Source organism: Boseongicola sp. (assembly GCF_057460485.1).
Window position 1 is genome coordinate 20,383 of the sequence record NZ_JBVCWP010000002.1, and the last position, 19,805, is coordinate 40,187.

At 57.1% G+C, this 19,805-nt stretch carries 21 protein-coding genes; 16 read left to right on the top strand and 5 right to left on the bottom strand.

Translation table 11 applies throughout. The features are described 5' to 3' along the window. Positions 1-81 precede the first annotated feature (81 nt). From AC221Y_RS00645 to uvrC, 4 genes are all read left to right on the top strand, one after another. On the top strand, positions 82-882 hold the full coding sequence (locus tag AC221Y_RS00645) for a S49 family peptidase (protein WP_299754387.1): 801 nt from the start codon (positions 82-84) through the stop codon (positions 880-882). 179 nt (positions 883-1,061) lie between these two features. Then, positions 1,062-2,009, top strand: a complete 948-nt coding sequence (locus AC221Y_RS00650; protein ID WP_299754385.1) for a calcium/sodium antiporter — start codon at positions 1,062-1,064, stop codon at positions 2,007-2,009. After that, positions 2,006-2,791, top strand: a complete 786-nt coding sequence (locus AC221Y_RS00655; RefSeq protein ID WP_486706631.1) for an SDR family oxidoreductase — start codon at positions 2,006-2,008, stop codon at positions 2,789-2,791. Before AC221Y_RS00650 ends, AC221Y_RS00655 begins: the two co-directional genes overlap by 4 nt. A 300-nt stretch (positions 2,792-3,091) precedes the next feature. Then, positions 3,092-4,957: an excinuclease ABC subunit UvrC gene (gene uvrC, locus AC221Y_RS00660; protein WP_299754381.1), complete on the top strand. Its 1,866-nt coding sequence runs from the start codon at positions 3,092-3,094 to the stop codon at positions 4,955-4,957. On the opposite strand, the gene trhA is transcribed toward uvrC, so the two are convergent. Next, the gene (gene trhA / locus AC221Y_RS00665; protein WP_299754379.1) at positions 4,954-5,631 is read right to left on the bottom strand and encodes a PAQR family membrane homeostasis protein TrhA; all 678 of its coding nucleotides are present in this window, start codon (positions 5,629-5,631) and stop codon (positions 4,954-4,956) included. The two genes, uvrC and trhA, sit on opposite strands and share 4 nt — an antisense overlap. An 89-nt stretch (positions 5,632-5,720) precedes the next feature. Between trhA and pgsA the strand changes: the two genes are divergently transcribed. The 3 genes from pgsA to AC221Y_RS00680 are packed head-to-tail and all read left to right on the top strand — an operon-like array spanning position 5,721 to position 7,083. Next, complete coding sequence (pgsA, locus tag AC221Y_RS00670) at positions 5,721-6,398, top strand: CDP-diacylglycerol--glycerol-3-phosphate 3-phosphatidyltransferase (RefSeq protein ID WP_299754377.1); 678 nt, start codon at positions 5,721-5,723, stop codon at positions 6,396-6,398. Continuing rightward, a complete protein-coding gene (gene moaD, locus AC221Y_RS00675) occupies positions 6,395-6,643 on the top strand; it encodes a molybdopterin converting factor subunit 1 (RefSeq protein WP_299754375.1) in 249 nt (82 codons plus the stop codon). Before pgsA ends, moaD begins: the two co-directional genes overlap by 4 nt. After that, the gene (locus AC221Y_RS00680) at positions 6,643-7,083 is read left to right on the top strand and encodes a molybdenum cofactor biosynthesis protein MoaE (RefSeq protein WP_299754373.1); all 441 of its coding nucleotides are present in this window, start codon (positions 6,643-6,645) and stop codon (positions 7,081-7,083) included. Before moaD ends, AC221Y_RS00680 begins: the two co-directional genes overlap by 1 nt. A gap of 430 nt (positions 7,084-7,513) precedes the next feature. Here AC221Y_RS00680 and hrpB read toward each other — a convergent pair whose 3' ends face one another. Further along, positions 7,514-9,916 carry an ATP-dependent helicase HrpB gene (hrpB, locus tag AC221Y_RS00685; protein WP_486706632.1) on the bottom strand — a complete coding sequence of 801 codons (2,403 nt, stop codon included), beginning with the start codon at positions 9,914-9,916 and terminating at the stop codon, positions 7,514-7,516. Between the two features lie 79 nt (positions 9,917-9,995). Here hrpB and meaB point away from each other — a divergent pair, with 79 nt between their 5' ends. The 3 genes from meaB (at position 9,996) to AC221Y_RS00700 (ending at position 12,216) form a co-directional block, all read left to right on the top strand. Further along, on the top strand, positions 9,996-11,000 hold the full coding sequence (gene meaB, locus AC221Y_RS00690) for a methylmalonyl Co-A mutase-associated GTPase MeaB (protein ID WP_299754412.1): 1,005 nt from the start codon (positions 9,996-9,998) through the stop codon (positions 10,998-11,000). A 156-nt stretch (positions 11,001-11,156) separates the two neighbouring features. Beyond that, positions 11,157-11,447 (top strand): 50S ribosomal protein L28, encoded by a 291-nt coding sequence (gene rpmB / locus AC221Y_RS00695; RefSeq protein ID WP_299754369.1) that lies wholly within the window; start codon positions 11,157-11,159, stop codon positions 11,445-11,447. Positions 11,448-11,766: 319 nt separating this feature from the next. Further along, positions 11,767-12,216, top strand: a complete 450-nt coding sequence (locus AC221Y_RS00700; protein ID WP_299754367.1) for a low molecular weight protein-tyrosine-phosphatase — start codon at positions 11,767-11,769, stop codon at positions 12,214-12,216. 403 nt (positions 12,217-12,619) lie between these two features. On the opposite strand, the gene AC221Y_RS00705 is transcribed toward AC221Y_RS00700, so the two are convergent. Further along, entirely contained in the window at positions 12,620-13,210 is a 591-nt protein-coding gene (locus AC221Y_RS00705; RefSeq protein ID WP_299754410.1) for a LysE family translocator, read from the bottom strand. Between the two features lie 82 nt (positions 13,211-13,292). Between AC221Y_RS00705 and AC221Y_RS00710 the strand changes: the two genes are divergently transcribed. From AC221Y_RS00710 to AC221Y_RS00735, 6 genes are all read left to right on the top strand, one after another. After that, entirely contained in the window at positions 13,293-13,736 is a 444-nt protein-coding gene (locus AC221Y_RS00710) for an Lrp/AsnC family transcriptional regulator (RefSeq protein WP_299754365.1), read from the top strand. Positions 13,737-13,862: 126 nt separating this feature from the next. Continuing rightward, positions 13,863-14,432 carry a DUF6778 family protein gene (locus AC221Y_RS00715; RefSeq protein ID WP_486706633.1) on the top strand — a complete coding sequence of 190 codons (570 nt, stop codon included), beginning with the start codon at positions 13,863-13,865 and terminating at the stop codon, positions 14,430-14,432. A gap of 40 nt (positions 14,433-14,472) precedes the next feature. After that, the gene (locus AC221Y_RS00720; RefSeq protein WP_299754361.1) at positions 14,473-15,258 is read left to right on the top strand and encodes an ion transporter; all 786 of its coding nucleotides are present in this window, start codon (positions 14,473-14,475) and stop codon (positions 15,256-15,258) included. 12 nt (positions 15,259-15,270) lie between these two features. Next, positions 15,271-15,951 (top strand): aminoacyl-tRNA hydrolase, encoded by a 681-nt coding sequence (gene pth, locus AC221Y_RS00725; RefSeq protein ID WP_299754359.1) that lies wholly within the window; start codon positions 15,271-15,273, stop codon positions 15,949-15,951. Between the two features lie 140 nt (positions 15,952-16,091). Beyond that, entirely contained in the window at positions 16,092-16,979 is an 888-nt protein-coding gene (locus AC221Y_RS00730) for a DUF2332 domain-containing protein (RefSeq protein ID WP_486706634.1), read from the top strand. A 34-nt stretch (positions 16,980-17,013) separates the two neighbouring features. Then, positions 17,014-17,388: a DUF2237 family protein gene (locus AC221Y_RS00735; RefSeq protein WP_299754354.1), complete on the top strand. Its 375-nt coding sequence runs from the start codon at positions 17,014-17,016 to the stop codon at positions 17,386-17,388. A gap of 27 nt (positions 17,389-17,415) precedes the next feature. Here the strand turns inward: AC221Y_RS00735 and trpB are convergent, their stop codons facing one another. Together trpB and trpS are read right to left on the bottom strand one after the other, a co-directional pair. Then, positions 17,416-18,648 carry a tryptophan synthase subunit beta gene (trpB, locus tag AC221Y_RS00740; RefSeq protein ID WP_299754352.1) on the bottom strand — a complete coding sequence of 411 codons (1,233 nt, stop codon included), beginning with the start codon at positions 18,646-18,648 and terminating at the stop codon, positions 17,416-17,418. A gap of 67 nt (positions 18,649-18,715) precedes the next feature. Then, entirely contained in the window at positions 18,716-19,744 is a 1,029-nt protein-coding gene (gene trpS / locus AC221Y_RS00745) for a tryptophan--tRNA ligase (RefSeq protein ID WP_299754350.1), read from the bottom strand. Positions 19,745-19,805 lie beyond the last annotated feature (61 nt).

A 19,805-nucleotide genomic window follows, 5' to 3' on the forward strand; every position in this document is an offset into this window, starting at 1 on the left:
GTGACCGCAGACGCAACATATCGATGAACAGCGCGACATCTTCACTTGTTGCGGCCCAAAGGACACCCTACATCGGTCTCCATGAAGCGCTTTATTCCATTCATGAAATCGCCGCCAACGGTCTCGGTCCTTCGACTGCAGGGGATCATCGCTGCACAAGCCCGCGGAGCTGCGTTGAATGACGCAGGCCTTGCGGACCTGATACAAAAAGCCTTCACCAAGGGCAAACCTGCGGCTGTCGCTTTGGCGATCAATTCGCCCGGCGGAAGTCCAACGCAGTCGTCGCTTATTGCGGCCCGCATTCGTCGCCTGGCCGAGGAAAAAGACATCAAGGTTTACGCCTTTGTCGAAGACGTTGCCGCGTCGGGGGGGTACTATATCGCCTCTGCGGCGGACGAAATTTGGGTGGATCGCCACTCGATTGTTGGCTCTATCGGGGTCATCTCCGCTGGGTTTGGCTTTACTGATCTGATCGAGCGCTACGGGATTGAACGTCGCGTTTACACAGCTGGCAAATCAAAGAGCATGCTTGATCCGTTCCGTCCCGAAAACGCGGACGATGTGACACGGCTCAAGGCGCTACAGGAACACATTCACCAAGGCTTCATCGATCACGTAGAAACCCGTCGTGCCGGACGTCTGAATGCGGACATGGAACTGTTTGCCGGAGACATCTGGGTGGGAGACGCCGGAATTGAAACGGGCCTCATCGACGGTGTTGCTCATCTTGTGCCGAAAATGAAAGACCTCTTCGGCGACAAGGTGAAATTCCGAGTGTTCCAACAGCGCAAACCATTGCTTGGTCGCCTCGGGGCGCAAGTGACAGACGATGCGCTGGGAGCCTTTGAGGACCGCGCCTCCTTCGCGCGTTTCGGGGTCTGACGTCTCATATGCTAATCAAGACTGTCACGCTTTTTCTTGTTGTCATCGCCGTTCTGGCGATGTTTGGAAAAGTGCGTTGGATTTTGCCTTGGAAAACCCGCCTTGATACTGCGAAATGCTCGGCCTGCGGCCGCCACCGTATTGGCAAAAGTGCTTGCCCCTGCGGGAAGGGGTAAGGCATGGAGTTTCTCTTTGCGGGCATAGGTCTGGTGATCTTGCTTCTGGCCGGCGACCTTTTGGTGCGCGGGGCCGTGAATTCCTCCCTGCGGCTTGGGGTTCCTGCGTTGATCGTCAGCCTGACGGTCGTGGCCTTCGGTACATCGGCGCCAGAGCTTCTGATCTCTGTTGCAGCTATTATGGACGAAGCTCCGGGTCTTGCGCTTGGCAATGTGGTCGGGTCGAACACTGCAAATATCCTTCTGGTCCTCGGCATACCCGCATTGATTTCAACGCTGAATACCTCCGAATGCGACACGCGCAAAAGCTATTTGACCATGCTGTTTGCCAGCATAATCTTTGTCGGCCTGGCCTTTATGGGGCCGATCACATGGGTTCACGGGGTGGTCCTTCTGGCGATGTTGGCACTGATCCTGGGCGATCAGGCAAGGCAGGCGTTGGTCCACCGACGGTCGATGAAAGCGATGGAAGACGACCTTGAAGGCGTCGATCCGGATATGCCGTGGTGGAAAATTTGTCTGTTCCTGCTGCTTGGCCTCATCGGTCTGCCGCTTGGGGCGAATATTTTTGTGGACGCGTCGCTTGTCATCGCCAGAAACTTCGGTGTGTCCGACAGCGTGATCGGGCTGACGCTTGTTGCTTTGGGCACCTCGCTGCCTGAATTGGCAACGACCGTCATGGCCGCCATCAGGCGTCAGGCAGACGTTGCTTTGGGCAATGTGATCGGCTCAAACATGTTTAACCTGTTGGGCATCATGGGCGTCGCAAGCTTCTTCGGCGATATCCCGGTTGCCACGACCTTCATGAGGTTTGACTTCTGGGTGATGCTTGGTGCCTCTGTCCTGATCGCACCGTTTGTCTTTTCGAACGCCCGGAACATGACTCGCCGCTGGGGCATCTCGCTTTGCGCGGCTTACGTCGCCTACATTTGGGTCGTGGTGCAGGTATGAGCAGTGCTGCGTTGGTCACAGGGGCTGGCAAGCGGCTTGGGCGCGCTATGGCGCTTTCGCTGGGGCAGCGTGGGTTTGACGTTGCGGTCCACTACAATAATTCGGCGGACGAGGCCGAAGAAGTCTCGGCGGAAATTCGCGCCATGGGCCGGAAGGCGATTGCGGTTCACGCAGACCTTACCGTCGAAGAAGATATGCAAAGACTGGTTCCCGCCGCCGCGGCAGCCTTGGGCCAACCCCTGACAGTCCTTGTGAATTCAGCCTCGATCTTTGAATACGACAATATCGAAACCGCCACCCGCGAAAGCTGGGATCGGCATCTGGAATCGAACCTGCGTGCGCCGTTTGTCCTGACCCAGGCCTTCGCTGCACAGGCCCCGGATCCCGATATCGGCGGTGAATGGAGCGACGCGACCGCTAAGGCGCTTGTGGTGAACATGATCGATCAGCGTGTCCGCAAACTGACGCCCGAGTTAATGACTTACACGATTGCCAAGATGGGCCTCTGGGCGCTGACTCAGACGTCTGCGCAGGCGCTTGGCCCGAAAGTGCGGGTCAATGCCATCGGGCCGGGGCCTGCCATGCAAGGCACGCGCCAAAGCCGGGAACACTTCGCAAACCAGCGCGCGGCGACGATCCTGAAGCGTGGGGCGGACCCGTCCGGGATCACGCATGCCCTTGCCTATTTTCTGGATGCTCCGGCCGTCACGGGTCAGCTCATTTGCGTCGATGGCGGCCAGCATCTGGCTTGGATGACGCCTGACGTGCAGGGCGTCGAATAGTCAGACTTCGCTGCGATGACAAAAGTTTTGCACCGCCGCTGAGCTATCGCATTTCTGTTAAGAAAACCTTAATGTTTTCAGTTGGTTGCGCCGCGTTAAGCAAAATATTGAATGATTCCAAGGCCCTACTGAACAGCCTAATTTTTAGGCAGTCACGCGAATGCTGCATTATCAAACGAAAAAATCCCTCCGGTTCCAATTTGTCCCAAGGTTTATCCACAGAAGAAGTGGATGCCTTTTCTCTTGCTCTTGGCCTTGTGGCGGTGCAGCGAGGGAGAGAATCGTATAAGAGCGAATGCTATGCCTGAAGAGATCCGTAAACCCAGCCTGACCGGCCATGATGTTATCCAGTCGTATCTGAAAACGTTGGATGGCTCGCCCGGGGTCTATCGCATGCTCGATGAGAAGGGCGCGGTGCTTTACGTCGGCAAGGCCCGCAATCTGACGGCCCGTGTGTCAAGTTACGCCCGGGCGACCGGCCACAGCCCGCGGATCGCCCGTATGATCCGTGACACCGCGACGATGATGTTCCTCACGACGCGGACCGAGACCGAGGCGCTGCTTCTTGAACAGAACCTGATCAAGCAATTAAAGCCCCGCTACAACGTTCTTCTTCGCGATGATAAATCGTTTCCGAACATCCTTTTGTCGAAGGAACACGCCTTTCCGCAGATCAAGAAACATCGCGGCGCGAAGAAAGAGAAGGGCGAGTATTTCGGTCCCTTCGCAAGCGCAGGTGCGGTGAACCGGACGCTTAATCAGCTGCAAAAGGTGTTCCTTTTACGGAACTGCTCGGACTCGACCTTTGAAAGCCGCACGCGTCCCTGCCTTCTCTATCAGATCAAGCGCTGCGCTGGGCCTTGCGTTGGGCTGATCTCCGACGACGCGTACGCTGGTTTGGTCAAAGACGCTCAGAAATTCCTTCAGGGGCGCTCAACACAAGTGCAGGAGACGCTTGCCGCCGAGATGCAGAAAGCCTCCGAGGCAATGGAATTCGAGCGTGCCGCCGCGTTGCGTGACCGCCTGCGCGCGCTGACCTTCGTTCAGGGCAGCCAGTCCGTAAACCCGACCGGGGTGGCCGAGGCGGATGTCATTGCTCTGCACGTCGAGGGGGGACAAGCCTGCGTTCAGGTCTTCTTCATCCGCGCCAACCAAAATTGGGGCAACCGCGATTACTACCCGCGCACGGGTGCGGGGGCCGATGCGCGCGAGATCATGCAGGCTTTCATCGGTCAGTTTTACGACACCAAAGATCCGCCGAGGCAAATCCTGCTGTCGGATGGGATTGAAGACATCGAGTTGATGTCTGAGGCGCTCGCTTTGAAAGCGGGCCGGAAGGTCGAGATTCTCATCCCGCAGCGCGGTGAAAAGAAAGAACTTGTCGCCGGTGCCTTGCGCAACGCACGCGAAAGTCTTGCGCGCAAGATGTCCGAAACCGCGACGCAGGCGAAACTGCTTACAGGGCTGGGAGAGGCCTTTGATCTGGACAGTGCTCCGACCCGTGTTGAGGTCTACGATAACTCACACATTCAGGGCGCACATGCTGTTGGTGCGATGATCGTCGCGGGTCCCGACGGATTTCTCAAAAGCCAGTATCGCAAGTTTAATTTCAAAGACGACAGCATCACGCCCGGCGATGATTTTGGCATGATGAAAGAGGTTCTGACACGCCGGTTCAAACGCCTTTTGAAAGAAGACCCTAGCCGCGAGACCGAAAACTGGCCTGATCTTTTGCTGATCGACGGCGGTGCGGGGCAGGTCAGCGCGGTGCGTCAGATACTGGCCGAGTTAGGTGTGGAAGACGTGCCGATGGTCGGCGTGGCCAAGGGCGTGGATCGCGACCATGGCAAGGAAGAATTTCACCGGACGGGCTTGCGTCCCTTTGCACTTCAGCGTGGCGATCCGGTGCTGTATTTCATTCAGCGCATGCGGGACGAGGCTCACCGGTTTGCCATTGGCGCGCATCGTCAGAAGCGCTCAAAGACTGTTGGCGCAACACCCCTTGATGAGGTTCCGGGCGTAGGATCGACGCGTAAACGCGCCCTTCTCGCGCATTTTGGATCGGCAAAGGCTGTCGGGCGCGCGAACCTCACCGACCTGAAGGCGGTCGACGGGATTTCAAATGCGATTGCCGAGACGATCTATGATCACTTCCACGGCAACTAGCCCAGGACAGCAACCACAGCTGCTGCATAAAACGCCAGGCTCGCCACCAGCACAAAGCAATGCCAAATCGTCAGGTGAAACGGCAGCTGCAGCCAAAGGTAGAACCCCGTGCCGACCGTATAAAGCAGCCCGCCGCCGACGATCAGACTGCCTGTCAGCGGCGGCAAAGCGGCGAATATCGCGAACGCGACCAGGCCACCGGCCCAACCCATCCCAAGATAGAGCGCGATGCTTGTGCGACGAAAGCGAAACCGGCAGATCATCTTCAGCGAGATGCCCGCCGCCGCCGCCCAAAGCGCTCCGACAATCACAAATCCCTGTCCTGCAATCATCGCAAACCCGGTGAATGTACCTGCAATCTTAAGATAAATTGCAGAATGGTCGAGCCATTTAAACAGCCACTCCCAATCGGGGTGCGGGAAGATATTGTAAACCGCCGAGCACAGGATCATCGCCGCAAAGCTTAGGCCATAAAGCACCATCCCGATCACAGATGCCGCCCCATGCGCTGACACAACAGCCAGCACCACAAGCAACGGCACGAAGGTCAAAATAACGATCGTCCCGATCAGATGCACCGCAAGGTCCGAAAGGTATTCGGTCCGGGTGTAACCTGCGCGTCTAGCCAGCAAAATGTGGATGGCCGCGGCATATCTGGGCTCGGTAACTCGCATATGGACCCATAGTGCGCGGGTTCAAGGTTTCTCGCAACGCTCACCCAACGGCACTTTCCCTTTGGGGCCGAGGGTATTAAGTGCAATGCATGACATGGAACATTCCAAATATCCTGACGATGGTCCGCCTCATTGCGGCGCCCGGACTTGTGCTCATGTTTCTCTATTTCACGCGCCCCTGGGCTGATTGGTTCGCCCTCACCCTGTTCGTCAGCGCAGCGCTGACCGATTGGATCGACGGCTACCTTGCCCGTGCCTGGAAACAGGAGACCAAGCTTGGCGCGATGTTGGACCCGATTGCCGACAAGGCGATGGTGGTGATCGCGCTTTTGATGATTGTCGCACTCAGTGGCGATCCCAGGGTTGGCATGGATCCGTGGATCCTTCTTCCCGCAACAATCATCATGTTCCGTGAAGTGTTCGTGTCGGGCCTGCGCGAGTTTCTTGGCGATACCGCCGGCACGCTAAAGGTCACCAAATTGGCCAAATGGAAGACGACGGCGCAAATGGTTGCCATCGCGGTTCTGTTTTCCACGGGTATTTTCCAACACATGTGGATCGAACGCACGGTTGGCATGGATCGCGATATCCTCGCGGAGATTTTGGCTGGCGGCGACGATCCGGTGAACGTCCGGCTGATCAGCGATGCCTATTGGTACACGTGGTGGATTGGTGTCGGTCTACTTTGGGCGGCCGCCACTCTGACCATCGTGACGGGATGGGACTACTTACGAAAATCTCTCCCATATCTAAAGGATACGGAATGATCGACGTCCTTTACTTTGCGTGGCTGCGCGAGCGTATTGGCGCGCCGAAAGAGCAGATCGACACAACTGCCGAAACCGTCGCAGATCTCGTCGAATATCTTAAAACCCGCAGCGATGCACACGCTTTGGCGTTTTCAGACATGGCGTCGGTGCGCGTTGCCATTGACCAGGAACTGACCGAGATGTCGGCACCATTGGCTGGCGCGCGCGAGGTTGCGTTCTTCCCCCCGATGACGGGCGGCTGATGGGCGTACGCGTTCAGTCCGCGCCATTCGACATGGGCGCCGAAGTTCAGTCATTTACTGATGGAGCCAACGGTGCAGGTGCCATTGTCACGTTTTCCGGCCTTGTGCGAGATGAAGGCGGCACCCTGTCGGCGATGGAAATTGAACACTACCCCGGCATGACCGAAAAAGCGCTTGAGGCGATCTGTGCGAAAGCTGTGGCGCGGTGGTCGTTGGCCGATGCGCTGGTGATCCATCGTTTTGGATCATTGGCCCCTGGCGAGCAAATTATGATGGTCGCCACTGCGGCGCGCCATCGGGCTGATGCGTTTGCGGCGGCAGAATACTTAATGGATTACCTTAAATCCCGCGCGCCATTCTGGAAAAAAGAGCGCGGCGCGGATGGCGAAACTTGGGTTGCGGCGAAAGAGGCGGACGAAGACGCATTGAAGCGCTGGTAGGCGGCTAGGTAATTGATTTAAAATGCGTGTGACGCAAATCGGCTTCTCGCATCTCCTATGGCTTCGACGCATCTCGCGCCGAAGTCTCAACAAGAACCGATTTCTGTGAGAGGTCTTGCATTGCGTGCATGGACATATGTAACCTCCCAAACCTAACTCAGCGTTAACTATCCGATGCCCCGGTGCGCTTTGGGGCGTGTACTTTCAATGTGACAGGGGCTGGCGGAGGAAAGCTCATTCTTACCGGCAAACTGCCTAAGAAAGCGGTTGCCAATCTTAACGGAGGCTGCACAAAACAGTGCTGTTCTGCCAGCTTACTGAAACATGCACCGACGCAAAACCGACGTTGCGATTGGCGTGCGTTTCCCTTGATTTGCTGGCATTAATCATCCGGCTTTTTTCGCGCATCGCCCCTCGTGCGCACGGCGTGTTAAGTTTTGCCGCGCGGTTTGGCCCTTAGCGTCGGGTCCGCCACAGTTGGGTCCTCGGGCCAGGGGTGGCGAGGATAGCGCCCCCGCATGTCTTTGCGGACATCAGCATAAGACGTCGCCCAAAAGCCGGGGATATCCATTGTCGTCTGAACGGGCTTGTTGCCCGGTGACAGCAGCGTAACCCGCAAGGGCCGCCCAGCCACTTGCGGATGTCGCGTAACACCGAACATTTCTTGAAGTCGCAGAGTTATTTCCGGCGCCTCCTGCGCATAATCTATTGGAATCCGACGCCCCAAGGGCGTGACGAAATGGGCCGGGGTTTCGCGATCAAGGACTTGCGTTTGTTCCCAATTCAACCCTGCGCGAAGCGCTGGCAAAAGGTCGAACCCTTTCCAATCATGGGCGCTTTTAACGCGACCAAGGTGAGGGAGCAGCCAGCCTTCCAGGCTATCCAGAAGGATTTGATCGCTCATATTCGGAAGGTCGTGGCCCGCATCCCGAACCAATGCCACGCGCGCGCGGAACCGTTCGGTGGCTGGTGAAAAAGCAAGGCCAAGATGCCTGATACCGTCCAACATTGCCGTTGCCACACGATCGTGTGGCGCCTTCGTCCACGGCTTTGAAGTCAATGCAATCGCGCCTAGGCGCTCTTCGATCCGAGCGATAACGCGCCCGTCGCGCCGCGACCATTCCACGACCTCCGTGGTCTCAATGCGGTCGCCCAATACCGTGCGCAGAGCGGCCTCTGATATCTGCAAAGCGGTGCGGATCATCGCTTCCCGCGGGTGTCCATCTGTGTCGGTCACTACCAAAAGACGCGCGCCCGCAATCGGGTCGGACGCGTCCATCTTTGCACCCTTCCCCCCCGACAAAAGCCAGCGCGGATCATCTCCCGGACGTCGAAGTCCAATGCGGTCAGGGAACGCCAAGGCGGCCTGTTCGGCAGGGTCATGAAGCGTGGTTGGCGGTGCGCGGCCGCGAAGGCGTTTGGCTTCTGCGCGGATGCGCTCAAGGCCCGCGTCGCGTTGCCCACTTCTCAATGCTGTCAGGCGCAAACCGAGGTCAGCGCCCACGCCACGCAGCGGGTCACGATCCCCCAGAAGAGCTGCAAGCGGGGCGGCATCGGCGCCCGCGATAGCGATCATATGGGCCAGTCTTGGGTGCAGCGGCGTCCTTGCCAAAACGCGTCCGTGATCCGTGAGACGTTGATCCACGAGGGCCCCGAGACTGGCCAGCAACCCGCGTGCTTCCGCCATAGCGCCGTCGGGCGGCGGAGTGAGAAACGGCACGCCAACGCTGCCCCATTCGGCCAGTTCAAGCGCAAGGCTTGCCAGATCAGCGGTTTCGATTTCGGCAGGGGGAAACGGCGCCAACGCGCCTTCCTCACCTTTTGTCCAGAGACGATAGCAAACGCCTTTTGCAACACGGCCGGCACGCCCGCGACGTTGGTCAGCTTCTGCACGGGTGACGCGCTCGGTGACCAGCCGAGACATCCCTGATCCGGGATCATAGCGCGCACGGCGGGCGCGTCCGCCATCCACAACAACACGAATATCCGGAATGGTTAGCGAGGTTTCTGCAATCGCGGTCGCCAGAACCAGCTTTCTTCCTGATACAGGCCGAAGGGCGCGTTGTTGTTCCTTGAATGGCAACGATCCGTAGAGCGGGAGAAGTGTGAAGCCGTTCAGGCGGTTACTCAGCAGGGATGCGACTTGACGAATCTCCCGTTCGCCCGGGAGGAACGCTAGAATTCCGCCTTCGCTTTTCGACGCAGCGTGCTCAATCAGGGCGGCCATCGCCGGTTCAAGCCGTTGCCCTTTTGGATTTGGTTTTTCCAACCAACGCGTGTCGACCGGGAAGCTTTTCCCATCAGAGGTAATAATCGGTGCGCCGCCCATCAGTTCCGCGACAGGACCGGCGTCCAGTGTCGCGGACATCACCAGCAAGACCAGGTCTTCGCGAAGGGCAGACCTGACATCAAGAACAAGGGCCAGCCCAAGGTCGGCGTTCAGCGATCTCTCGTGGAACTCATCGAAAATCACCGCGCCGACGCCTTCAAGGGTAGGGTCGCTTTGGATCATGCGGGTCAGGATGCCCTCTGTCACAATTTCGATACGCGTCGCGCGTCCCACCTTCGCTTCGCCTCGAATGCGGTAGCCGACGGTTTCTCCGACGGTTTCTCCAAGTGTCGAGGCCATGCGTTCGGCCGCCGCGCGCGTTGCCAGGCGACGGGGTTCCAGCATCAGAATGCGACCGTCTACAAACCGCGCTTCCAGCATTGCCAATGGCACGCGCGTTGTCTTGCCCGCGCCGGGTGGAGCCTGCAACACGGCTTGTCGGTGAGCGCGCAGCGCCGTGTTCAACGTGGCCAGTATGTCGTCGATGGGAAGAGGGCTTGTCATGGTCTGCTTATCGCAAGGTGCGAAGGAGGGTGAAAGCCCCACTGGACAGGCCGCCGCGGGCGCGCCAAAGTCGCCGCCGATGACCGAAAAGAGCTCCAAAGATACGGCATGGCTAGCCAAAGCTGTTCAGAATGGCGATCGGCGTGCTTTAGCGCGCGCAATTACACTGATCGAAAGCGCGCGGGCTGATCATCGCGGCGATGCGGACGCATTGCTTGAAACGCTCGCATCGTCGGGTCGTCAAGCGTTGCGGATAGGTCTTTCGGGCACACCGGGTGTCGGTAAATCCACGTTTATTGAAGCGTTTGGATGCCGGTTGACGAAAGCGGGGCGTAGGGTTGCAGTTCTCGCCGTCGATCCGTCGTCAACGCGAACCGGCGGGTCCATCCTAGGCGACAAGACCCGGATGGAGCGACTTGCCCGCGAACCCAATGCGTTTATCCGACCGTCGCCAAGCCAGACCCATCTTGGTGGTGTGGCACGCCGTACACGGGACGCGGTGGCGCTTTGCGAAGCGGCTGGGTTTGATATCGTTTTGATTGAGACGGTCGGTGTTGGTCAATCTGAAACCATCGTGGCCGAGATGTCGGACCTGTTTGTGCTGCTTTTAGCGCCCGCAGGGGGCGACGAACTGCAAGGCGTGAAGCGCGGGATTATGGAGATTGCGGATCTCGTCCTTGTGAACAAGGCCGATGGTGACTTGAAATCGACCGCCATCCGAACAGCAGCCGACTATGCCGGAGCGCTTCGGCTTTGGCGCAAACGCGATGGAGACCCGGAAGATTTTCCAAAGGCGATGACGGTATCGGCGCTTGACGAAACCGGGTTGAGCGAGGCTTGGGGCGAGATGCAGAAGCTTGCGGTGTTTCGTCAGGAGACAGGGTTTTGGGATTCAAGGCGGGCGCAGCAGGCGCGTGGTTGGTTCGCAGACGAAGTGCGGCAAGGTCTTTTACGTCGCCTTGCATCTGATCCAAAAGCGGATGCGGCAATGGCGCGGCTTTCGGACGATGTCGCCGAGGGCCGTCGTGCGCCCGGGGCGGCTGCGGCTGAGGTGCTTGGCCGACTTGGGAACGATCCTGTTTAGGCACACGTCTTTCGACGACAGAGACTTGACGCCCGCTGGGATTCCACCTATCCACCGCGAACGGATTCTTGGGCAGGGCCGATGGCGCTGCCCGTTTGTATTGAGGGGGGCCCCGAGCGGCCTTCTTTACTGAGACAAAAGATCGAGGATTAGCCCATGTCGCGCCGCTGCGAATTGACCGGAAAGGGCCCGATGTCTGGCAACAATGTCAGCCACGCCAAAAACCGAAGCAGGCGTCGGTTCTTACCGAACCTGACCGAGACAGCACTGATGTCTGAAACGCTCGGACGCACTGTGCGCCTGCGCGTATCAACGTCGGCTCTGCGTACTGTAGACCACCGTGGTGGTTTGGATGCGTTCCTTGCGAAAGCAAAGGACATTGATCTGTCGTCCAACGCGCTTAAGGTGAAAAAGGCGATCGTTAAGGCACAAGAAGTCGTCGCCTGATCCGTCCGCTTAGATTTACTGGAAAACCCCGCCCTATTGGGCGGGGTTTTCGCGTTTAGTGGTTTGTTTGCGCGACGTGAAGGGGCTTGTTCACCCAAAGTGGGACGACGTTACTTACTGGTTCCAGTCGTTTGTTGTCCAAAAGGGCCAAAACCTCAGTGGGCACCAGGATGATCTCAGATGTCGTAGCGCCCTCACGGTCGGCTTCGTCCCTTAGCACGGAATATTCGCCGAACCAGACAATATCGGGCGGGGTGCGGTCAATGCCACGATCTTCGCCGGATTGCCGGTCGGGACGAGCCCTGGAGAAAGTCTGAACATGCCCGAAGTCACGCGTATTTTATTTGTCTGTCTGGGGAATATTTGCCGATCTCCGACAGCAGAGGGTGTTTTGCGCTATAAGGCGCCGCATCTTGATATCGACAGTGCCGGGACGAGCGACTGGCATAAGGGCGATCCGCCCTATGGACCGGCGATCGACGCGGCGGGTTTACGCGGTTACGATCTGAAGCTGCTGCGTGCGCGGCAGGTGGTTGTTCAGGATTTTGAAGACTTTGATCTTATCCTTGCGATGGACAGCGAGAATCTGGATACCCTTGCCCACATGCAGCCCGTTAAGTCGCGAGCGAACCTTCGGTTATTTCTCGACTATGCGCCCCAAACGGGGCGTAGAGAGGTTCCTGATCCCTATTACACCCGCGACTTTGAAGGCGCGCTGGATCTTATTGAATGCGCCTCAGACGGAGTGCTTGCATCGCTAGAGCCTTAGCCACGACAGAATGTTTCTGCGGCGTTGCCGAAATTGCGATATCTCTCCCAAAAAGATGCATTCGACCGGCTGCTGGACTGGCGGATTTCCTGCGCGCGATGGGGATTGCTGAAGAATGTGGCTGCCAAACGTTGATCGCGCGTGGTCAGAGTTCGGTTTGCAGCATCCTGAATGCAACCACACAAGGCGTAATTCCCGCCCGCGCGATCCGAATTCAAACAGGCGCTCTTGATCGTGTTGGCGTGCGAAGGTCCGGCTATCGTTGCCATGAGTACACCAATAAACGCAAAACGTTTCATGCTATTACCTTGTATGTCTTGCCCCGTTGGCGCGATTGGTTCGCGCTCTTCGTTAGTTGGTTCTGCCACAGGGGGGGTGACAGAGCGAGACTTTTTTGGCGCGCTCAAAGCAGTGCTGGATAAAGGGACGCCACGAGGATGCCTGCCATTGCCCAATTGAAAAGGCGCAATCGGTTGGGATTTGTGAGAACGCGCCGCATTTCGCGCCCCAATATGCACCACGTGCTGACCGAGGGAAGGTTAACCGCGCCAAACACTGCAGCTACAAAAAACATGGCAAGGGGGGTGTCATCTGGCGCGTAGAGCGTGACAGACGTAAGAGCCATTGACCATGCTTTCGGGTTCACCCATTGGAACGCCGCTGCCTGCAAGAAGGTAAGGGGTTTGCCCGCCGCCATTCCTTCTTTTGGAGCGGCCGCATGCGCGATCTTCCAGGCAAGCCACAGGAGGTAGGCGACACTGAAAATGGTGAGGACATCGCGTAAACGCGGCCACGTTTCGAAGATTTGGGACAATCCTATGCCCATCAGAAATGCCATAAAAACGAAGCCCAAAGCAACGCCTAGCATGTGAGGAATTGTGCGTTGAAATCCGAAATTTGCGCCTGATGCCATAAGCATAAGGTTGTTCGGGCCCGGCGTGATGGATGTCACGAAGGCGAAGGTCACAAGAGGTAGAAGCGTGTCAGTCCACATGGATGCAATTATTAACAAACTTTGGCCTCATGGGATTGCATAGTCGCTTGTGAGGGCGGCAATTGCGCAATAAATTCACAATATGGACGCTATAAACAAAAAGATATTGCGTGAACTGGCTCTCAATGCGCGCCTATCGAACCTTGACCTTTCTGACCGCGTCGGTCTGTCACCTTCGGCATGTTTGCGGCGGGTGCAAGAACTTGAGCGCACAGGAGTAATCACCGGATATCGCGTTCAGACGGACCGTGTGCGCCTTGGAATCGGGTTCACGGCCTACATTACTGTCGGCTTGTCAATCCACACCAAGGATAGCCAGGAAGCCTTCGAACGCGCGATTTCCCGCGCACCGGAAGTGATCGAATGCCACAATGTGACTGGCACCGTTGAATACCTCTTGCGTGTCGAGGCGGCCGACTTGGCTGCTTATAAAGTCTTTCATACAAACGTTTTAGGGACTTTGCCCCAAGTGAGTGCGATCACGTCCTACGTTGTTATGGGCTCGCCCAAGGATTTGCGGGCCTGACGGGGCGTCATTTGCGAAACAATGCGCGCTGATTGCCTTTAAAGAGCCAGTATCTTTAACAACAGTCGGCGAACAGAGTTTAGATACCTGCCTAGTAAGAGGCATGGAAAGGCCCACAAAGATCGAATGGAACACAGGCGCATTATTGCTGACGCGCTTGCGCTGATGCTTCTGGCCGGATGTGGCGGAAACTCGGAAGTCGCTTACGACGATCCACCCAGTACCATTGTCACTCAGGCGTGGCGCGTCGTCGATGTGGTGGCGGTTGTTCCCGATACGCTCAGTGTTTCAAACAACAATATGTTTGCGCCTCGGGCCGGTATTGTTTGGCAGGGAGAACCCGTCGGGGATTGCCGCGCGCAGGTGGCAGCCGTCCTTGATGACGGCCTGACGTTTCAGTGCGTCACGCCCACGGGGTTGCAAGCGCGTCTGCTGCGGTGCATGTCATCCGCCTTATCCCGTGCGGTTTTGATGCGGAAATGGGTGAGGCAATTGTTGCCAACGAATTTATTTCCGCCAATCTGGAAGCAAATATGGACATGGCAGCTATCGCGGCTGCCATCAATTGGCAGAGCCAGCGTGAGCGTGTTGTCTAACACATCGCTGCTGTCATACGCGGGTGGTTGGGGTTTGGTCCTCACCAAAGATGGGAATTTTGCAGCATTGGCCGATAGTCCCTTGCCTCGGACAGTTTAGACCACATCTTCCAAAAAAGACCCATGACTTTGAGGATACCGTGAAAGCTTCTCTTTCCCGCATACTGAACCATCGCCGCTTCGAGCCAACGATCATGATTTTGATCATCGTAAACGCGATTGGTCTGGCGCTTGAAACCAGTCCGGCGATCATGGCAGCGGCTGGGTCTTTGATCCTTTGGATCGACAAGCTGATCCTTGGGATCTTTGTCGTCGAGATTCTCCTGCGGCTCGCTGTCGATTTTCGTGGTTTCTGGCGAGACCCTTGGCGCATATTCGATTTCATAATTGTCGCCGTTGCGCTTGTTCCTGCGACTGGGGCGCTTTCGGCGCTGCGTGCATTCCGTATTTTGCGGGTGCTACGCCTTGTGTCTGCTGTGCCGCAAATGCGCCGCGTGGTCGCTGGATTGCTGACCGCCCTGCCTGGCATGGGGTCCATTGTTGCTCTGCTGGGTCTGATCTTTTTTGTCTTTAGCGTAATATCCACGAAGCTGCTTGGGGGCGCCTTTCCTGAGTGGTTTGGCACGCTTGGCGCGTCGGCTTATACGTTGTTTCAGGTCATGACGCTTGAGAGTTGGTCCATGGGCATCGTTCGCCCCGTTATGGAGGTTTTCCCCTTGGCTTGGCTGCTGTTCGTGCCATTTATAATTGTGACTGCGTTTGCTGTTTTGAATCTGTTCATCGGCGTGATCGTTGACGCGATGCAATCTGAGAATGCAGAGATCGCGCATGACGAGCGCGAATCGATGAAAATTGAAAGTGCAGAGATTTTGCGCGAGGTGCGCGGGCTTCGCGCTGAGCTTGCGGCGCTGAAAGTAGACAGATAGGGTCTGGCGGCAATGAAGCTCTTTGTTGGCCTTGGAAATCCCGGCGCAAAATATGCCCAAAACCGCCATAACATCGGGTTCATGGCGCTTGATCGCATTGCATCGGAGCACGGTTTCGCGCCGTGGCGCGGAAAGTTTCAGGGGCAGGTTTCTGAAGGGCAGCTTGGGGGCGAAAAAGTTATCCTTTTGAAGCCCGAGACTTTCATGAACCTTTCGGGACAATCCGTCGGTGAGGCGATGCGCTTTTATAAGCTGACGCCCGCTGACATCACCGTATTTCACGACGAAATTGATCTTGCTCCGGCGAAGTTGCGGGTGAAGCAGGGCGGCGGCCATGCTGGGCACAACGGGCTGCGGTCGCTGCATCAGCACATCACTTCCGAGTATCAGCGGGTTCGCATGGGCGTCGGGCATCCGGGTCACAAAGATGCTGTTGCAGGATTTGTCTTGAAGGACTTTGCCAAGGCTGATCAGAATTGGCTGGACGATATGCTTCGCGGTGTTTGCGACGGTGCTGGATATCTGGCTGACGGTGATACAGGACGGTTTCTAAATGCCGTTGCTTTACGGCTTAATCCGCCAAGATCGTCCCCTTCGGCCGCGTCCAAAAAGAGTGTGCCCGAGCAGGTGCATGCGCCTGTAGAGAATGATGCACGGTCGCCTTTGCAGCGCCTTGCGGACAAGTTTCGTTGAGCTTTGACATACCTGGTGCGTTCCGGTCGCAATCTGTTGCATGCGCGAAGCTCTATTCTCCATTTATGGCGTGACTCATGGGGCTTTGCGCTGATCGTTTGCGCGGCGGTTCGGCGGTAAGCGACTATGTACTTGGCTGATTGGGCGACCCGCGACGACAAAGCGACAACGTTCCCCTAAGATTGGCAGGCGCACGTCACGCATTGGGCATTGAAGGACTTGCTCTGGAGGGTGTTTACCCTTCGCAAGAGGGTGACAACGAAGCGCTTTGGGCAGCGGTCGAGCCAACGCTTTTGCGTTTCCCGAAGCGAATATTTTTATGGCGGCAAAGCGCGCCGCAGACCAACGAGGTTCTGCGTGCGGCAGTGATCCTTCCTGCGCTTGCGCTTATCGAGGAGCGTTTTGGACGCCCGCTTGATCTTTTCGAGTTGGGAGCAAGTGGAGGGCTTAACCTCTATGCCGATCAGTTCCATCGACAGTTTCCGGGGGCTGCGATTGGCAATCCAGACGCGACTGTGCGGCTTCACCCGGACGGGAGTGGACCGCTTCCGCCGACGCGGCTTCAGACCGTTGTCTCGCGGCGAGCGGTTGATCTAAACCCGCTGGACCCAACAGATCCAACGGATCAGCTTCGGCTTTTGGCCTACCTCTGGCCGGACCAGCCCGACCGCATGTCGCACACGCGTGCAGCAATCGGAATTGCGAAGGTGGATCCGCCCAAGATTGACTGCGGGGACGCGAGGGACTGGTTGGCCGAGGTTTTGGAAGCCCCGGCAAAGACAGGCCGCGGTGTCTATCAAACGGTGGCTTGGCAGTATTTTACCTCTGAGACCCGCGCCAAAGTGCGCGAGGCGACTGAGAAAACTGGATCATGCGCGACGGATGAGGCGCCTTTTGTTCAATTGTCGATGGAAGCGGAGGGCGGCGTTGGGGCGGCGGTCAAACTTGAAATGTGGCCGGGTGGGGCTTCCCGACAGATTGCACATGGAGACTTTCATGGACGTTGGGTAAACTGGACCGGCGTTTAAGGCGCGCTAAATGCAGCTTCAGGGGAGCGAAAAAATGCAAAAAGACCCGGCCGTGAATATACTTGGGGAACCGTTGGAGTCTTGTTCAACAGATCCGGTGACAGGGTATTTTCGCGATGGAGCGTGCAACACCTGCGACGAAGACACAGGACAGCACACGGTGTGCGCAGTATTGACCGCCGAATTCCTGGCGTTTTCAAAATACCTCGGAAATGACCTGTCGACGCCGCGCCCGGAATTCATGTTTCCGGGGCTGAAACCCGGAGATCGGTGGTGCCTTTGCGCAGCGCGTTTCTTACAGGCCGCCGAAGAAGGCGCTGGGCCGCTTATTCGTTTGGAAGCGACGCACTTGAAGACGCTGGATACTGTCCCGCTTGACGTCCTTATGGCGCATGCATTCGAGGAATAACCTGTCCGGTCGGACGGATTAAGCCGACTATCCGCCCGTATTCATCTCGACGCCAAGCGCTTTTGCCACGGTAAAGATATCCTTGTCGCCTCGGCCGCACATGTTCATGCAAATGATATGATCTTTCGGCAAATCCGGGGCGATTTTCATCACATGGGCAAGCGCGTGGCTTGGCTCGAGGGCGGGGATAATACCTTCCAACTCGCAACACAGCTTGAACGCTTCCAGCGCTTCAACATCCGTGATGGCGACATACTGCGCGCGACCGATCTCGTGGAGCCATGAGTGTTCTGGCCCGATGCCCGGATAGTCGAGGCCCGCTGAAATGCTGAAGCCTTCGAGGATTTGCCCATCGTCGTCCTGAAGGAGGTAAGTGCGGTTTCCGTGAAGCACGCCGGGGCGACCGCCGGTGAGCGAGGCGCAGTGTTCCATCTTTGCGTTAACGCCCTTGCCACCTGCTTCGACGCCAATAATAGAGACTTCTTTGTCATCCAGGAACGGAAAGAACAGACCCATCGCGTTGGAACCACCACCGATGGCGGCGATGAGAGTATCGGGGTGGCGGCCTTCGGCCTCCATCATCTGAGACTTGGTTTCGGTACCAATAATTGCCTGAAAATCGCGGACCATTGCCGGATAAGGGTGCGGCCCGGCGACTGTTCCGATGCAATAGAACGTGTCGCGGACATTTGTGACCCAGTCGCGAAGCGCGTCGTTCATCGCGTCTTTCAAAGTTCCGCGGCCCGAAGTGACAGGGACAACCTCAGCGCCAAGAAGCTTCATGCGGAAGACGTTTGGTGCCTGACGTTCGACATCGTGGGCGCCCATATAAACCACACATTTTAAACCAAATTTCGCGCAAACGGTCGCAGTAGCAACGCCGTGTTGGCCAGCGCCTGTTTCGGCAATGATCCGTGTCTTTCCCATACGCCGTGCAAGGATGATCTGACCCAACACATTGTTGATCTTATGGGCGCCGGTGTGATTCAGCTCGTCGCGTTTCATGTAGACTTTCGCGCCGCCAAGATGCTCGGTCAGGCGCTCAGCGTGGTAAAGCGGCGAAGGACGGCCGACATAGTGCTTCCACAGGAAATTCATCTCGTCCCAGAAACTCTGGTCCGTCTTCGCATGCTCGTATTGGGCTTCCAACTCGAGGATCAGCGGCATCAGCGTTTCAGAAACAAAGCGCCCGCCGAAATCACCAAAGCGCCCGTTCTCGTCGGGGCCGGTCATGAATGAATTGAAAAGATCGTTCGCCATCACACTCTCCACATCTGACTGCGCAGGTCTAACGAGGTGTCAGACCTGCGTAAAGCCGTCGCGGCGCTTAGCCGCGCGACGACACCATTCCGACAAGCTCATAGGTTTTTTCAAGGATGGGGGTCGCAATCGAGTCGGCACGGTCTGCACCCTTCCCCAGAATGCGGTCGATCTCGGCAGGATCCGACAAAAGTCGCGTCATTTCGGTAGAAATTGGCGACAGCTTGTCCACAGCTAGATCGGCGAGCAGAGGCTTAAACGTGCCCCACTGCATGCCTTCTACCTCGGTCATGATATCGGCTTGTGTGCGACCGGAAAGGGCGGCGAATATGTCGACCAGATTTCGCGCCGCGGGACGTTCTTTCAGCTCGTCGTAGTTTCCGGGCAAAGGCTCGGAGTCGGTCCGTGCCTTACGGAACTTTTGCGCAATCTTGTCTGCGTCGTCGCTCATGTTGATACGGCTCATGTCACTTGGATCGGATTTAGACATCTTCTTGGTCCCGTCGCGTAGGGACATCACCCGTGTTGCAGGGCCTTCGATCACCGGTTCTGTGATCGGGAAGAAATCTACACCATAGTCATGGTTAAACTTTGCCGCCACATCCCGCGTAAGTTCAAGGTGCTGTTTCTGGTCTTCGCCAACCGGGACGTGGGTCGCGTGATAAAGAAGAATGTCCGCCGCCATGAGGGCAGGGTAGGCGAATAGCCCAAGTGATGCGTTCTCGCTGTTCTTGCCTGCCTTGTCCTTCCACTGGGTCATCCGACCCATCCAGCCCATGCGGGCGACCGTGTTAAAGATCCACGCAAGTTGAGAATGGGCCGGGACCTGACTTTGGTTGAACAGGATCGATTTCTCCGGGTCGATGCCACAGGCAATGAAAAAGGCTGCAAGCTCGCGGGTGTTGGCGCGAAGCTTCTCTGGTTCTTGCCAAACAGTAATCGCGTGGAGATCGACGAGACAGTAAACGCATTCGTATTTGCCCGCGTCCTGCATATCGACAAAGCGTTTCAAAGCGCCAAGGTAATTTCCAAGCGTCAGGCCTCCCGAAGGCTGGATGCCTGAGAAGACGCGCGGAGTGAATGCCGCATTCGTCATATTGTACCCTTTCGAAAGGTGGATTTCCGCGTCCACGCGGCTTACCGAGAGGGGGCAGTCC